Source organism: Streptomyces sp. NRRL S-244 (assembly GCF_000717915.1).
Classification (GTDB): domain Bacteria; phylum Actinomycetota; class Actinomycetes; order Streptomycetales; family Streptomycetaceae; genus Streptomyces.
In genome coordinates this window covers 272,163-287,181 of sequence record NZ_JOCX01000005.1, presented here as the reverse complement: position 1 = coordinate 287,181, position 15,019 = coordinate 272,163, and the positions used below count along the sequence as shown (strand labels likewise).

Genomic DNA, 15,019 nt, shown 5'->3' with positions numbered 1-15,019 from the left:
CCCCCCCCCCCGCCCCCCCCGCCCCTGCTTCCCCCAGCTCCCCCTCGGGCGCACCCCCCAGTGCGCCTGCTCCGCGGCTCCCCAGTGACGTCCGCAGACACGAGAGTAGGCAGCGAATGTGAAACTCAGGAGCCGCGGGGATAAAAACCGGGTTTCCGAAGTGTCGGACGAGCAACCGGAATTGACGGTACTCCGGCGGATTCAGGGATGAACCGCACCCAACTGATCAGCGAGCTCGACCGGGTCTGTCGTAGGCCGCGCGCAGACGAAATGTCGACACACATACGCCGTCGGAAGGTCGCGTACGAGTGTGCGCTCGGCCAGGAGGGGGAACTCGCCCCCGCTGCCGTCGGCCGCCCGCGGCAGCCCGACCGCCACCACCGCCCCGGGAGCCGTCCCCAGCAACGCCGCCCGGTGCAGTCCGGCCAGCGCCGGATCCTCCGGATGACCCACCACGGCCACCTCGCGCGGACCGTCGAGCAGCGCCTCGGCGACCGCGAGCCCGTGCCCGATGAAGCGCGGGACGCGCGGACCCAGCGCGTGCACCACGCCGAGGGCCCGCTCGGCAGCCGTGCGGTGCGCCTCGGAGCCGGTGTGCGCGGCGTACGAGAGGAGCGCGCCGGCCGCGGCCGTCCAGCCGGAGGGGGCCGCGGTGTCGGTCGGGTCCTGGGGGCGGCGGATGAGCCGCTCGGCGTCGTGCGCCGTGTCGTAGAGGGAGCCGTCCTCGGCGGTGAACCGGTCCAGGACCAGGTCGACGAGGAACCCGGCGAACTCCAGCCAGACCCCCTCGCCGGTCACGGCCGCCAGCGCGAGGAAGCCCTCGGCGACGTCGCCGTAGTCCTCCAGGACACCGGCGTTGGCGCCGACGCGGCCGTCCTTGCTGGTCCGGGCCAGCCGGGCGCGCCCGGCCGCCGCGTCGAAGTGGACCCGCACCAGCAGGTCGGCGGCCTCCGTCGCCCGCTCGACCAGGTCCGGCCGGTCGAAGTACGCCCCGCACTCGGCCAGCGCGGCGATGGCCAGGCCGTTCCAGGCGGCGACGATCTTGTCGTCCCGGCCGGGCGCGGGCCGCTCGGCGCGCGCCGCGAGCAGCCGCTGCCGGATCCCGGCGATCGCCCCGGCGTCCACGACGGGCCCGTCCTGCGGCAGCTGGAGCACGGACTTGCCGTGCTCGAAGGTGCCCTCGTCCGTCACCCCGAAGTACGCGGCGGCCAGCATCGCGTCGTCTGCGCCGAGCACCTCGGCCAGCTGGGCGGGGGTCCAGGCGTAGTACGCACCCTCCACGTGCTCGCCGGTCTGCGGGTCCTCGCTGTCGGCGTCGAGCGCGGAGGCGAAGCCGCCCTCGGCGGTGCGCAGCTCGCGCACCATGAAGTCGGCGGTCTCGAGCGCGACGCGCCGCGCCAGGTCCGACCCGGTGGCCCGCCAGAGGTGCGCGTACACGCGGCACAGCAGCGCGTTGTCGTACAGCATCTTCTCGAAATGCGGAACGACCCATTCCCGGTCGACGGAGTACCGGGCGAACCCGCCGCCCAACTGGTCGTAGATCCCGCCGCGGGCCATCGCCTCGCAGGTGTCGGCGGCCATCTGCAGGGCGCCCTCCGACCCGGTGCGCGCGTGGTGGCGCAGCAGGAACTCCAGCACCATGGACGGCGGGAACTTCGGCGCCCCGCCGAAGCCGCCGCGGACGGCGTCGTAATCCCGCGTCAGCCCGAGCAGCGCCAGGGCCAGCTCCTCGGGGCCGGGCGTTCCGGCCTTCCCGTAGTCCAACTGCCGTCCGGCGAGGTCCCGTACGATCCGCTGCGCGACCTCGTTCACCTCCTCGGGCCGCCCCACCCAGGCGGTCCGCACGCCTTCGAGGACCTCCATGAAGGAGGGCATCCCGTGCCGGGGCTCGGGCGGGAAGTAGGTCCCGAAGTAGAAGGGCTCGGCGTCGGGGGTCAGGAACACGGTCATGGGCCAGCCGCCCTGCCCGGTGGCGGCCTGCACGGCCTCCATGTAGACGGCGTCGACATCGGGCCGCTCCTCGCGGTCCACCTTGATGTTGACGAAGTGCTCGTTCATGTAGGCGGCGGCCAGCTCATCCTCGAAGGACTCGTGCGCCATGACATGGCACCAGTGGCAGCTGCTGTACCCGACGCTGAGCATGACGGGCACCCCGCGCTCCCGCGCCTCCGCGAACGCCTCCGGCGACCAGGGCCACCAGTCGACGGGATTGTCCGCATGCTGGAGCAGATACGGCGAGGTCTCATGAGCGAGGCGGTTCGACATGGTCCCATCCTCGCGCACCGGGCGGGACGCGGCCGGGACCGGACGACGGCGTGCCCACCGCACGTCGGACGGCACCGGAGGCCCTCGGACGGCGGCCGTGACCACCCTGCGTGGACCGGAGGCCGCATTCGCGGGGTGGAACGTACATATATGCGCGTGAGCGGGGGGAGTTGGGGCAACTCCCTCTGATCTAGCTCAGATTCCCTCGCGCTCGCGGCAGTCCCGGCGGACACTTGGGGCCACGTTGCCGGAGCTCTCTTGAGGGGGATGCGGATGCGGGACAGCCATCGCGGTGAGGCCGAGCGACTGCTGGAGCGGGCCGTGGACGAGGAGGCCCGGCGGGGCGCCGGGGCCGGCACGCCGGTCGACAAGGCGGCGCTGATGGCGCGCGGCCTGGAGGCGCTGGACGCGCTCGCGGCGAGCGCCGCCGAGGAGTACGAGGCGTACGTACGGGCTCTGGACGAGGCGGCGGCCGGGGACGAATCCCTCGGCGAGGCCTTCCGGCGCGGCAACACCTCAACGGCCCTGCTCGTGACGGCGGTTGCGGCGGCCGCGGCCGTCGGGGCCGACCTGTCGCTCGGCGTGGGGGCGGGTACGGCGCTGGCGGCCGGCGCCGTCACCGGCATCGCCGGGGCGGCGGCCACGGTCGCCAAGGTGACCGCCCTGCACCTGCCCGCCGCGAACCGCCGGGCCGGGGTGCGCGGCCGGCCCGGTGGGCCGGAGCAGCTGAGGCTGCAGTGGCTGACGGCGCTGGAGGTTCGCGGGATACGCCCGTTCCTGGAGCAGCAGCGCGCGGTGACCGCCGCGGCGCGGGCGCCCCGGCAGACCTCCCGGACCGCCGCTCCCCAGCTGCGCGGGACCGACCGCAGCGCGGAGGCCCGGCGGCGCAGCGTACTGGAGCAGTCCTTCGGCCAACTCCCGCAGACCGCGGCCTCGTTCGCCGGCCGACGGGCGGAGCTGACCCGGATCGCACAGTGGGTGCAGGCGGCCCGGGCCAGTACGGAGACCCGCCCGGTGGTCGTGGTGCTGCACGGCGAGCCCGGCGTGGGCCGCACGGCCCTGGCGCTGCGGGCGGCGGACGCGCTGCGCGACCAGTTCCGCGGGGCCTGCGTGGTGGACCTGCGGGGCGGCTCGCTCAGCGGGGAGGCGCCGCTGCCGATCCGGGAGGCGCTGCTGCACCTGCTGAACCGGCTCGGCGCACCGCGCGAGCAGCTGCTGTTCCGCGAGGGGTCCTCGGCGGAGCAGCAGGTACGGCGCCTGGGCGAGCTGTACCACCAGCACCTCCTGGGGCTGCCGGTGACGGTGCTGCTGGACGACGCGGTGGACGCGGAGCAGGTCCGGATGCTGGTGCCGGAGCGGTCGGAGAGCCTGGTGCTGGTGACCGCCCGGGAGCCGTTGGAGCTGCCCGGCCTCTCGGCCTGGGTGCACCAGCTCCCGGTGGAGCGGCTGGCGCGGGCGGAGGGCGCGGAGCTGGTCCGCGCCGGGGCCGAGGCCGCCGGCACGGCCCCGTACGAGGAGGAGGCCCTACGGGGTCTGCTGGCACTCGGCGGCGGGCTCCCGCTGGCCTTGCGCGTACTGGCGCCGCTCGGGCCGGCCGAATCGGAGGGCACCGGTGCCGAAGCGGAAGACTTCGGTGCCGTCGGGGACGCCGGTGCCGCCGGTGCCGCCGGCGACGACGCCGATGCGCTGGAGGGGGCCCTCGCCCTGGCCTACGTACGGCTGCCCGAGGAGCGGCGGCGGCTGCTGCGGCGGCTCACGCTCGCCGGGCGGGCCTCGCTCGGCCCGTCGGCCGCGGCGGCGCTGATCGACGCGGACCGGGCGGCGGCCGGGCTGCTGCTGCGCGAGCTGGCGCAGGCGGGCCTGCTGGACCACGTACGCGGGGAGCGCTACCGGATGCACGACGCGGTGCGCTCGTACGCGGCGTCACGGCTCGCGGCGGACGAGGACCGGGCCGAGTCCTCGGCGGCGCACGGCCGCCTGATCCGCAACTACGCGCAGCTCGCCGACGCGGTGATCCGTATGGTCGACGGGAAGATGTCGACCCGCGCCCATCACTTCGGCGGGCACGGCTTCGCCTCGCTCGACGCGGCGCTGCGCTGGCTGGACGACGAGTCGAGCTTCATCACGGCCGCGCTGCGGCACTCGGAGGACGTGGACCAGCAAGCGGCCTTGGACCTGCTGGGCGCGCTCTGCGACTTCTGCCTGCTGCGCGGCGACCTGTACCGGCTCGGCGAGATCAACGAGCTCACGCTGGCGGTGGAGGCGGCGCGCCGGGGCGAGCCCGGCCAGGGGCGCCTGGTCCGCTCCGTGCAGTGGCGCACCGGCATCGCCGCCCGCCAGCTCGGCGAGCTGGACAAGGCCCGGACCACGCTGACCTCGGTGGTCGACCAGTACCGGGAGGCCCACCAGGACGCCGGCGCGGGCATGGCCCTCATCTCGCTCGGCATCACCCTGCACCACCAGGGCCAGCTCCCGGAGGCCGCGGCCCGGATCCGCGAGGCGCTGGTGCTCCAGGAGCCGGACGAGCTGGCCGGCGACCGCGCGTGGGCCCTGCACGCCCTGGCGGCGGTGGAACGGGACCGGGCGCACCTGGCGGAGGCGATGCAGCTGCTGGAGCGGTCCCTGGCCCTGCACCGGGAGAGCGAGAGCGTGCACGGCGAGGCGTGGGCGCACTTCCAGCTGGGGCAGGTGTACCTGCGGCTCGGCGACGTCCCGGAGGCCGAGGCGGAGCTGAAGCTCGCCCTCGACCTGTACGGGCGCACGCGCGACGAACGCGGCCAGGCCTGGGCGCTGACCCAGCTGGGCCGCGCCCGGGTCGTCGACGGGGACCCGGGCCCGGCGGTGGAGCGGCTGCGCGAGGCGCTGGCCGAGCACCGGGAGCAGGAGGACGCGCGCGGCGAGGCCTGGACGCTGTACTACCTCGGGCAGGCGCTGGAGGAGGGCGGCGAGCGCGACCAGGCGGTACGGGAGCTGGAGCGGGCCCGCACGATGTTCTCGCGGATGCGGGACGTGTACGGGCTGGCGCACGCCCGGCACCACTCGGGCCGGGTCACGCGCGACCAGCGGGCGGCGCAGACGGGGAACCTGCGGAACTCCGGGTTCGCGCGGCAGCTGCTGATGGACGCGCGGGCGGACTTCCGGCGCATCGGACTGGCGCACGGGGAGGCGTGGACCTGCCTGGAGCTGGCGGTGGTGGACGCGGGCAACGGGCGGGTGTCGCAGGCGCTGGGCCTGTGCGAGGAGGCGGCCCGGCTGTTCATCTCGTACGGGGACCGGCGCGGGGAGGACTGGGCCCGCTTCCTGCGCTGCACGCTGCTTCCGTACGCGCTCCCGGGCGCGGGCGTGGAGGAGGCCCGGGCGGAGCTGGCCCGGCTGGCCGCGGCGCCGCACGCGATGCGGGACGGGCGGCTGGAGGACGGCCTGGACACCTACGCGGTGGTGCTGGGGCGCGGGGTGGATCCGGCGGAGGGCTGGCAGGCGTGGCGGCTCGGGCTGGTCCCGAACCTGCACTCGCGGGAGATCATGGGCGTCCCGATGCCACCCGCCTCGCCGGCGGCATGACCGCCGCCCGCCTGACCGCCGACCGCCTGGCCGCTGACCGGCCGGCCGCGTAGGCCGTACGCGCAGCACGGCACGGCACGCCCCGGCCGCGGACACGCGCAGTCGCCGCCCTCCCGCAACATCGGCACGGGAGGGCGGCGGCCCACAGCCGAAGGACCGGCTCCTACGGGGCCCGGTCCGCCGCCGGGGCGGCGGCGGGCGCCGCTCCGGCCTCCGGGGCCTCCTGGAAGTCGACCCGGCCCATGTGCCGGCTCATCGACTTCATCAGGCCCCACACCGCCAGGGCCAGGGCCGCGAACACGATGAAGCCCAGGACTCCGGGGGTCACCTTGTTCTTGTCGAAGGTGTCACCCGCCAGCGGAAGGAGCTCGGTCAGTGCTGCCTGCGTAGCGCTCATAGCTACGCATTCTCCCGGATGCCCTCGAAGAGGTCGGACTCGGGGAGGGAAGTGTCGACGAGCGACTTCGCGAGCTCGTACTCCTCCGTGGGCCAGACCTCCTTCTGGATCTCCATCGGCACGCGGAACCAGCCGCCGTCCGGATCGATCTGCGTGGCGTGCGCGATGAGCGCCTTGTCTCGGATCTCGAAGAACTCCGCGCACGGCACGTGCGTGGTCAGGGTCCGCTCGGAGCGCGCGAACTCCTTCCAGCGCTCCAGCCACTCCCCGTACGGGGACTCCAGGCCGCGCGAGAGCAGCGCCTCGTGCAGGGCGACGGTGCGCGGCTTGTTGAAGCCCTGGTTGTAGTAGAGCTTCTGCGGCTGGTACGCCGGGCCGAACTCGGCCTCCGGGTACTTCTCGGTGTCCGCGGCGCCCTCGAAGGCCACCATCGAGATCTTGTGGGTCATGATGTGGTCGGGGTGCGGGTAGCCGCCGTTCTCGTCGTACGTGGTGATGACCTGCGGCCGGAAGGCGCGGATCTTCTTCACCAGGCGGCCGGCCGCCTCGTCCACGTCCTCCAGGGCGAAGCAGCCCTCGGGGAGCGGGGGCAGCGGGTCGCCCTCCGGCAGGCCGGAGTCGACGTAGCCCAGCCACTCCTGGTCGATGCCGAGGATCTGGCGCGCCTCGTCCATCTCCTTGGCGCGGACCTCGTGGATGTTCTCCTCGATGTACTTGTCACCCTGGAGCTTGGGGTTGAGGATCGAGCCGCGCTCGCCCCCCGTGCAGGTCACCACCAGCACGGGAACCCCCTCGGACACGTACTTGGCCATGGTGGCCGCGCCCTTGCTCGACTCGTCGTCGGGGTGGGCATGGACGGCCATCAGTCGAAGCTGCTCGGTCAAGACAGGATCCTCTTTGAGTCGTCAGGGCGTTCGCCTCCTATAGTGACCGAATCGGGGGGTGGAAAAATTCCGGGGCTGCCCCTGGGATCGACTGGGGTCGACGGCACACACGCCCTCCCGAAAGGAACGATCAATGAGCGCGGTACGCGAGGGGCTGCCCGAGGGTCGCTACGGCCGATCGGCGGACGAGCGTGCGGACCGCAAGCTCAAGATCGTCGGGTCGGTGCTGGGCGTCGGGCTGCTGGGCCTGGTCGGGTGGATCGGCTGGGACTACGTCGCAGGCCAGAGCGTCAGCGCCGAGGTGATCAAGTTCCAGGTGGTCTCCGACACCGAGGTGAAAGTGCACCTGGAGGTGCGCAAGGACGCCGGGGTCACCGGGGTGTGCACCCTCAGCTCCCAGAACGAGGAGCACGCCGAGGTGGGCCGCGCGGACTTCACCTTCGGGCAGAAGGACACGCGCGTGGACGAGATGCTCTCGCTGAAGACCACCGGCCGGGCCACGATGATCGAACTCGTGGGCTGCCAGGCGGCGGGCCAGGGCACCACGCCGACGGCAGGCTGACCTCTTTCCTGCTCACGGGCCCGATGACACACTTCATACACATGGTGTCCTCCCCCTTTTCTTCCCGAATTGTTAGGCTCGTGGTTTCGCCCGCCGCTGGCGGACAAGTAGTCCCCTGTACCGACGAGGAGCACCCGTGACCCAGACGAGCGAGAGCGTCACCTGGCTGACCCAGGCGGCGTACGACCAGCTGAAGGCCGAGCTGGACTACCTCTCTGGTCCCGCACGCACGGAGATCGCCACCAAGATCGCAGCCGCCCGCGAGGAGGGCGACCTGCGTGAGAACGGCGGTTACCACGCGGCCAAGGAGGAGCAGGGCAAGCAGGAGCTCCGCGTCCGCCAGCTGACGCAGCTCCTGGAGAACGCCAAGGTCGGCACCGCACCCGCCTCCGACGGCGAGGTCGCGCCCGGCACGGTCGTCACCATCGCCTTCGACGGCGACGAGGACGACACCATGTCCTTCCTGCTCGCCTCGCGCGAGTACGCGTCCTCGGACTTCGAGACCTACTCCCCGCAGTCCCCGCTGGGCACCGGTGTGATGGGCAAGAAGATCGGCGAGGACGCCGAGTACGAGCTGCCGAACGGCAAGAAGGCCACCGTCAAGATCCTCGACGTCAAGCCCTTCACCGGCTGATCACCCCACGCGTACGAGGAAGCCCCCGCCGGACCGGTCCGGCGGGGGCTTTCCCGTGCTCCCGTGCTCCCCGTGCTCCCGCGCTCCCCGTGCTCCCGAGCGGGCCCGGGGTCTACGCGGTCGCCGAGCGGTACTTGCGGACCGACAGGGTCCGGAAGACCACGACGATCAGCACCGACCACAGGACCGACGCGAGCGCCGGGTGCTGCATCGGCCAGGCCGCGGGGGCCTCGTACCCGGGCGGAAGGTTGCCGAACAGCTGCCGGGACGCCTGGACGGTGGCGCTGAACGGGTTCCACTCCGCGATGTGCCGCAGGAAGGTCGGCATGTTGTCGGAGGGGACGAAGGCGATCGAGATGAACGTCAGCGGGAAGAGCCAGATCAGCCCGCCCGAGGTGGCCGCCTCCGGGGTGCGCACCGACAGGCCGATCAGCGCGCCGATCCAGGAGAAGGCGTACCCGAGCAGGAGCAGCAGGGCGAAGCCGCCGAGCACCTCGCCGACGCTCGTGTGGGTGCGCCAGCCGACGAGTACGGCGACGACGGCCAGGACGACCAGGGTGAGGGTGGTCTGGACGAGGTCGGCCAGCGTGCGGCCGGTCAGGACCGCGCCGCGGGCCATGGGCAGCGAGCGGAAGCGGTCGATCAGGCCCTTGTGCATGTCGTCCGCGATGCCCGCGCCCGCACCGGCCGTGGCGAAGGTGACGGTCTGGGCGAAGATGCCGGCCATCAGGAATTCGCGGTAGGCGGCGGGCGAGGTGCTGCCGCCGACGCTGATCGAGCCGCCGAAGACGTAGCTGAAGAGCACGACGAACATGACCGGCTGGATGACCCCGAAGATGATCATCTCGGGGATCCGGGACATCCGGATCAGGTTCCGCTTGGCCATGACCAGGGAATCGTTGACGCCCTGGACGATGCCGCCGCGGGGGCGCGGAGCCGCCAGTTCCGGGGTCGGGGAGGTGGTCACTTGTGGGCCTCCTCGTCGTTCAGGGCGGCCGCGTGGCCGGTGAGGGAGATGAACACGTCGTCGAGGGTCGGCCGGCGCAGGGCGATGTCGTCGATCTCGATGCCGCGGGAGTCCAGCTCGCGGATGACCTCGGCGAGCAGCTTGGCGCCGCCGCTGACCGGGACGGTCAGTTTGCGGGTGTGCTGATCGACGGTGGTCCCGCCCTTGCCGAAGCCGGCGAGCACGGCGCGGGCCTCGGCGATGTGCTCGCGCTCGTGGACGACGACCTCGACGCGCTCGCCGCCGGTCTGGGCCTTGAGCTGGTCGGAGGTGCCGCGGGCGATGACCTTGCCGTGGTCGACCACGCAGATGTCGTGCGCGAGGTGGTCGGCCTCCTCCAGGTACTGGGTGGTGAGCAGCAGCGTGGTTCCGCCGGCCACGAGCTCCTGGATGACGTCCCAGAGCTGCTGGCGGTTGCGCGGGTCGAGGCCGGTGGTCGGCTCGTCCATGAACATCACGGGCGGGCGGACGACGAGTGCGGCCGCGAGGTCCAGGCGCCGGCGCATGCCGCCGGAGTACGTCTTCGCGGTGCGGTCGGCGGCGTCGGCGAGGTTGAACCGCTCCAGCAGTTCGCCGGCCCGGGCCTTCGCCGCCCTGCCCGTCATCTGGTAGAGCCGGCCGACCATCTGGAGGTTCTCGCGGCCGGTCAAGTACTCGTCGACGGCCGCGAACTGGCCGGAGAGGCCGATGGCGCGGCGGACGTCGTTGGGGCGCTTGAGGACGTCGATGCCGGCGACGACGGCCTTGCCGCTGTCGGGCCGCAGGAGGGTGGTCAGGACGCGCACGGCCGTGGTCTTGCCGGCGCCGTTGGGGCCGAGCAGCCCCAGCACGGTGCCTTCGGGGACATCGAGGTCCACGCCGTCCAGTGCCCGTACCTCGCCGAAGGTCTTGACCAGGCCTTCGGCGTAGATGGCGCCTGGCATAGGGATTCCCCCTGTGTGTATCGAGCCAGAAAACCGGTACTTTCCTAGGCAAATCTTATGGGCGCGGGTCAAGCGTCGCCTGTGCGTCGGCCCGCGTGCGCCGGCCGGTGCGTCAACCCGCGCGCGTCAACCCGCGTGTGTCAACCCGCGTGTGTCAACCCGCGTGTGTCAACCCGCGTGCGTCAACCCGCGCCGAGGTAGGTGACGTTCACGGTGAGCAGGCTCTCGCTCGATTTCAGGTTCACCGTGCTCGACTGCTTCGTGCTGCCGATCAGCAGCACCCAGTCCGTCTTCTCGTAGCTCTGCGGCGCCGTCTCCCGCCAGCCGAGGTGCTTGAGTTGCTCGCCGAGCCGCGGCAGGGCCCACTCCGCCTGCTGCGTGGTCGTGACCGCGGTCCAGTCGACCACGCTCGCGTTCTTCGTCGTGTTCGCGTCGCCCGAGCCCTTCCCCTTCTCGGGGTCCAGACCCGCCGCGCGCAGCGAGGACTTGACCTCGTCGTCCACGGCGTCGCGGCCGAGCGGCGCCCCGGTGGCCTTCGCGGAGGGCTTGGCCGACTGGGACGCGGCCGCCGCGGGCTTCGGCGCCGCCGCACCGGATCCGTCGGAGGACGAGCAGCCCGCGAGGGCGAGGACGGCCGAGGCGGCCAGAGAGATGACTGCCGCCGTTTGCGGTCTGACGCGAATGTGCACCGAGAGACTCCCACCCCATGTGAACGTGGCCGGGAGTCTCACACAAACGGCCGGATTCCGCACCCCTGTGTCACCGGCGAAGGGGACAAGAGCTAACTCATCACCGTGTATCCGGCGGCGTGGAGCGAGCGCGCGACCTCGGCGCAGTGCTCCTGGCCCTTGGTTTCCAGGTGCAGCTCCACCTCCACCTCCGTGAGCCCCAGCCGCGGGTCGGTCCGTACGTGGCTCACGTCCAGCACGTTCGCGTCCACCGTCGACAGCACCGCCAGGAGCCCGGCCAGCGCCCCCGGCCGGTCCGCCACGCGCAGCCGCAGCGAGAGGTAGCGGCCGGCCGCCGCCATGCCGTGCCGCAGGATCCGCTGGAGCAGCAGCGGGTCGATGTTGCCCCCGGACAGGACCGCCACCACCGGGCCGCCGCCCCCGTACAGCTCGGGCCGGCTCAGCAGGGCGGCCACGGGGCTGCACCCGGCCGGCTCGACGACGAGCTTGGCGCGCTCCAGGCAGAGCAGCAGGGCGCTGGAGAGGGCGTCCTCGGAGACGGTGCGGACGCCGTCGAGGAGGTCCCCGATGATGTGGAAGGGGATGTCGCCGGGGCGGCCGACCTTGATGCCGTCGGCCATCGTGACCGGGTTGTCGATCGAGACCGGGTGCCCGACCCGCAGCGAGGGCGGGTAGGCGGCCGCGCCCTCCGCCTGGACTCCGATCACCTTCACGTCCGGCCGCAGCGCCTTCACGGCGACCGCGATGCCCGCCGCGAGGCCGCCGCCCCCGATGCCGACGAGGATCGTCCGCACCTCCGGGCACTGCTCCAGGATCTCCAGGCCGACCGTGCCCTGGCCCGCGATGATGTCGCGGTGGTCGAACGGGTGGATGAACACCGCCCCGGTGCGGTCCGCGTACTCCTCGGCCGCCGCCAGGGTCTCGTCGACGACCTGCCCGTGCATGCGCACCTCGGCCCCGTACTCCCGCGTCGCCGCCACCTTCGGCAGCGGCGCCCCGACCGGCATGAACACCGTCGAGCGGACGCCGAGGAGGGAGGAGGCCAGGGCCACGCCCTGGGCGTGGTTGCCGGCGCTGGCCGCGACGACGCCGGCGGCCCGCTGCTCGGGGCGCAGGCCGGCGATGCGCACGTACGCGCCGCGCAGCTTGAAGGAGCCGGTCCGCTGGAGGTTCTCGCACTTGAAGTGGACCGGGGAGCCGGTGAGGGCGGTGAGGTGCCGGCTGCCTTCCATCGGCGTGACCCGGGCGACGCCGGAGAGCATCTTCTGGGCCCCCCGGACGTCGTCGAGGATGACCTGCGGAACGGGCACGGGCACGCGGTAGTTCATGCCGCCAGTCTCGCAGCCCCCGGGGATCACGGCTCCGGGCGGCGGGACGGGGCAGCGGAAGCAGGCAGCGGAGCCGGGCAGCGGAGTGGGCCTTCCGGACCGGGCACAGGCCCGGGGCGACCGGCGCCGGGGCAGGGATCCGGGGCCCACAGGGGGCGAAATCAGGCCATCCGGGACGGGCTCGCGGCCTCGGTCCGTACTGCCCGTATCAGTTCTCGTACGAGGCGTACGGGCCGCCCCACGGCCGCGTACTGTGTCCCCCAACCTTGTCGGACCCACGCGAAGAGAGCTCACGGCCATGCCCTCCAACCCGGCCAATTCCGACCTGCCCACGGCGGCCGAGGCGTCCGCCGAAGCCGGGCTCCTCGACGCGCTCCAGCACCAGGTGGCCGTCTTCGCCCGGCGCGCCGAGCAGACCCGCCTGGGCGGGGTCGGCCAAGCCCGCAACTCGATGGACCGCGCCGCGTACCTGCTGCTGAACCGGCTCGACCTGGAAGGCCCGATGGGCGTCAAGGCGCTCGCCGGCGGCATGGGCATCGACTCCTCCACCGTCACCCGCCAGGTCGCGCCGCTCGTCGACAGCGGCCTGGTCAAGCGCACCTCGCACCCCGAGGACGGCCGGGCCGTGGTCCTCGCGCTCTCCCCGCGCGGGCTCGCGCGGCTGGAGGAGGTCCGCTCCTCGCGGCGCGAGCTGATGGCCCGGGTGACGGACGACTGGTCCGAGCAGGAGCGCGAGTCGTTCACCGTGCTGCTGACCCGGTTCAACGGTTCGCTGTCGGAGCTGATGGGCGCCGTGTCGGAGGCGGGCCCCGCCTCCTGATCGGCCGGCTCGATCCGGAGTCCGTCCGACCTCTTGGCCGGGTGGTCCCGCTGCCCGCACTATGTGGCCTGTGGACGACCACGGGCCGGGCACCTACGCGGAGTTCGAGGCCTTCGTCGCAGGTGCGGCGGGGCGGCTCCTGCATGTCGCCGTCCTGCTGACCGCCGAGCCGCAGACCGATCCCGCCGCCGCCCGCCGGCTGCTCGCGGGCGCGCTGGCCCGTACGTACGCGCAGTGGCGCCGGGTGCGCGGCGACGACCCGTACGACTTCACCCGCCAGGAGCTGTGCGCCGCCTTCGCCCGCACCGGCTGGCGCCACCACGGCGGTACGGGGGTCCTCGCGCCGCTCGGCCCGCTGGAGCGGCTCGTACTGGTGCTGCGCGTGTACGAGGGCGTCGCCGAGGAGGTCACGGCCGCCCAGCTGGGGCTGCCGGTCGAGCGGGTGCGGGCGCTGTGCACCCGGGCCGTGGCCGCCGTGCGCTCGCGGGAGGCGGCATGAGCACCCCCGACCGCAAGGAGGACCAGGTCAGGCGGCTGCTGGAGGGGCCCCGACCGGTGGTCCCGGCCGGGCTGGCGGCGAGCGCCGCGGCCCGCGGGGGCCGGCTGCTGCGCCGCCGGCGGGCGCTGCGCCGGGTCGGCTGGACGCTGCTCGCCGCGGCGGCGGTGGCCTTCGCGGTGTGGGCCTCGCTGACCCGCCCGTGGGAGGTGCCGCCGAGCGGTGTCTCCCCGCCCCTGGAGGGCTGGTAGCCACCGCCCGGCGGCCCTCGTCGTACGGAAACGACTAGCCGAGGGCCTGGGTCAGGTCCGCGATCAGGTCGTCTGCGTTCTCGATGCCCACCGAGACGCGGATCAGGTCCGCCGGGACCTCCAGGGCCGAACCGGCCACCGAGGCGTGGGTCATGCGGCCCGGGTGCTCGATGAGGGACTCGACGCCGCCGAGGGACTCGGCCAGGGTGAAGATCTTGGTGCGCCCGCAGACCGCGACGGCCTCCTCCTCGCCGCCGACGACCTGGAAGGAGATCATTCCGCCGAAGTTGCGCATCTGCTTGGCGGCGATCTCGTGGCCCGGGTGCTCGGCCAGGCCCGGGTAGAGGACCTTGGAGACCTTCGGGTGGCGCTTCAGCACCTCCACGATCTTCTCGGCGTTCTCCGCGTGCCGGTCCATGCGCACCGCGAGGGTCTTGATGCCGCGCAGCACGACCCAGGAGTCGAAGGGGCCGGCCACGGCGCCCATCGCGTTCTGGTGGTACGCCAGTTCCTCGCCCAGCGCCGCGTCCGCGGCCACCAGCGCGCCGCCGACCACGTCGGAGTGGCCGCCCATGTACTTGGTCAGCGAGTGCACGACCACGTCCGCGCCGAGCGCGAGGGGCTGCTGGAGGTAGGGCGAGGCGAAGGTGTTGTCCACGACCAGCTTGGCGCCGGCCGACCGCGCGATGTCGGCGACGACGGCGATGTCGGTGATGCCGAGCAGCGGGTTGGAGGGGGTCTCGACCCAGATGACCTTGGTCTTCGGGGTCAGGGCGGCCCGTACGGACGCCGCGTCGGAGGTGTCGGCCACCGACCACTCCACGCCCCAGCGGGAGACGACCTTCGCGAAGAGGCGGAAGGTGCCGCCGTAGGCGTCGTTCGGGATGACCACGTGGTCGCCCGGGGAGAGCAGCGTGCGCAGCAGGCAGTCCTCGGCGGCGAGGCCGGAGGCGAAGGCCAGGCCGCGGGCCCCGCCCTCCAGCGCCGCGAGGTTCTCCTCCAGCGCGGTCCGGGTCGGGTTGCCGCTGCGGCTGTACTCGTAGCCGCCGCGGAGCCCGCCGACGCCGTCCTGCTTGTACGTGGACACCTGGTAGATCGGGGGCACGACCGCGCCGGTCTGCGGGTCCGCCGTGTTGCCCGCGTGGATCGCGCGGGTCTCGAAGCTCTGGTGCTCGTGGCTGTCGTCGCTCATGGGCAGAGCTT

14 protein-coding genes are annotated in these 15,019 nt (G+C 73.1%); 6 read left to right on the top strand and 8 right to left on the bottom strand.

Annotated elements, in window-relative coordinates; translation table 11 throughout:
• Window positions 1-201: 201 nt before the first annotated feature.
• Window positions 202-2,265: a thioredoxin domain-containing protein gene (locus IF02_RS0108880; RefSeq protein WP_037835810.1), complete on the bottom strand. Its 2,064-nt coding sequence runs from the start codon at window positions 2,263-2,265 to the stop codon at window positions 202-204.
• Between the two features lie 273 nt (window positions 2,266-2,538).
• Between IF02_RS0108880 and IF02_RS0108875 the strand changes: the two genes are divergently transcribed.
• The gene (locus IF02_RS0108875) at window positions 2,539-5,826 is read left to right on the top strand and encodes a tetratricopeptide repeat protein (protein ID WP_030155042.1); all 3,288 of its coding nucleotides are present in this window, start codon (window positions 2,539-2,541) and stop codon (window positions 5,824-5,826) included.
• 163 nt (window positions 5,827-5,989) lie between these two features.
• Here the strand turns inward: IF02_RS0108875 and IF02_RS0108870 are convergent, their stop codons facing one another.
• Together IF02_RS0108870 and mca are read right to left on the bottom strand one after the other, a co-directional pair.
• Window positions 5,990-6,223 carry a hypothetical protein gene (locus IF02_RS0108870; RefSeq protein WP_030155040.1) on the bottom strand — a complete coding sequence of 78 codons (234 nt, stop codon included), beginning with the start codon at window positions 6,221-6,223 and terminating at the stop codon, window positions 5,990-5,992.
• A gap of 2 nt (window positions 6,224-6,225) precedes the next feature.
• Window positions 6,226-7,107 (bottom strand): mycothiol conjugate amidase Mca, encoded by an 882-nt coding sequence (gene mca, locus IF02_RS0108865; protein ID WP_037835805.1) that lies wholly within the window; start codon window positions 7,105-7,107, stop codon window positions 6,226-6,228.
• Window positions 7,108-7,240: 133 nt separating this feature from the next.
• On the opposite strand from mca, the gene IF02_RS0108860 reads away from it, so the two are divergent.
• Together IF02_RS0108860 and greA are read left to right on the top strand one after the other, a co-directional pair.
• On the top strand, window positions 7,241-7,669 hold the full coding sequence (locus IF02_RS0108860) for a DUF4307 domain-containing protein (RefSeq protein ID WP_030155037.1): 429 nt from the start codon (window positions 7,241-7,243) through the stop codon (window positions 7,667-7,669).
• A 136-nt stretch (window positions 7,670-7,805) separates the two neighbouring features.
• A complete protein-coding gene (gene greA / locus IF02_RS0108855; protein ID WP_030155035.1) occupies window positions 7,806-8,303 on the top strand; it encodes a transcription elongation factor GreA in 498 nt (165 codons plus the stop codon).
• A gap of 112 nt (window positions 8,304-8,415) precedes the next feature.
• Here the strand turns inward: greA and IF02_RS0108850 are convergent, their stop codons facing one another.
• The 4 genes from IF02_RS0108850 to ilvA form a co-directional block, all read right to left on the bottom strand.
• Window positions 8,416-9,270, bottom strand: a complete 855-nt coding sequence (locus IF02_RS0108850; RefSeq protein ID WP_030155033.1) for an ABC transporter permease — start codon at window positions 9,268-9,270, stop codon at window positions 8,416-8,418.
• The gene (locus IF02_RS0108845) at window positions 9,267-10,232 is read right to left on the bottom strand and encodes a daunorubicin resistance protein DrrA family ABC transporter ATP-binding protein (RefSeq protein ID WP_030155031.1); all 966 of its coding nucleotides are present in this window, start codon (window positions 10,230-10,232) and stop codon (window positions 9,267-9,269) included. Before IF02_RS0108845 ends, IF02_RS0108850 begins: the two co-directional genes overlap by 4 nt.
• Window positions 10,233-10,414: 182 nt before the next feature.
• Window positions 10,415-10,921, bottom strand: a complete 507-nt coding sequence (locus IF02_RS0108840; protein ID WP_030155030.1) for a hypothetical protein — start codon at window positions 10,919-10,921, stop codon at window positions 10,415-10,417.
• A 92-nt stretch (window positions 10,922-11,013) separates the two neighbouring features.
• A complete protein-coding gene (gene ilvA / locus IF02_RS0108835; protein WP_030155028.1) occupies window positions 11,014-12,249 on the bottom strand; it encodes a threonine ammonia-lyase in 1,236 nt (411 codons plus the stop codon).
• A gap of 298 nt (window positions 12,250-12,547) precedes the next feature.
• Between ilvA and IF02_RS0108830 the strand changes: the two genes are divergently transcribed.
• From IF02_RS0108830 to IF02_RS0108820, 3 genes are all read left to right on the top strand, one after another.
• The gene (locus tag IF02_RS0108830) at window positions 12,548-13,069 is read left to right on the top strand and encodes a MarR family winged helix-turn-helix transcriptional regulator (protein ID WP_051696008.1); all 522 of its coding nucleotides are present in this window, start codon (window positions 12,548-12,550) and stop codon (window positions 13,067-13,069) included.
• Between the two features lie 70 nt (window positions 13,070-13,139).
• A complete protein-coding gene (locus IF02_RS0108825) occupies window positions 13,140-13,568 on the top strand; it encodes a sigma factor-like helix-turn-helix DNA-binding protein (RefSeq protein WP_030155025.1) in 429 nt (142 codons plus the stop codon).
• Window positions 13,565-13,816, top strand: a complete 252-nt coding sequence (locus IF02_RS0108820) for a hypothetical protein (RefSeq protein ID WP_030155024.1) — start codon at window positions 13,565-13,567, stop codon at window positions 13,814-13,816. Before IF02_RS0108825 ends, IF02_RS0108820 begins: the two co-directional genes overlap by 4 nt.
• Window positions 13,817-13,850: 34 nt before the next feature.
• On the opposite strand, the gene IF02_RS0108815 is transcribed toward IF02_RS0108820, so the two are convergent.
• Window positions 13,851-15,008 (bottom strand): cystathionine gamma-synthase, encoded by a 1,158-nt coding sequence (locus tag IF02_RS0108815; RefSeq protein ID WP_030155023.1) that lies wholly within the window; start codon window positions 15,006-15,008, stop codon window positions 13,851-13,853.
• Window positions 15,009-15,019 lie beyond the last annotated feature (11 nt).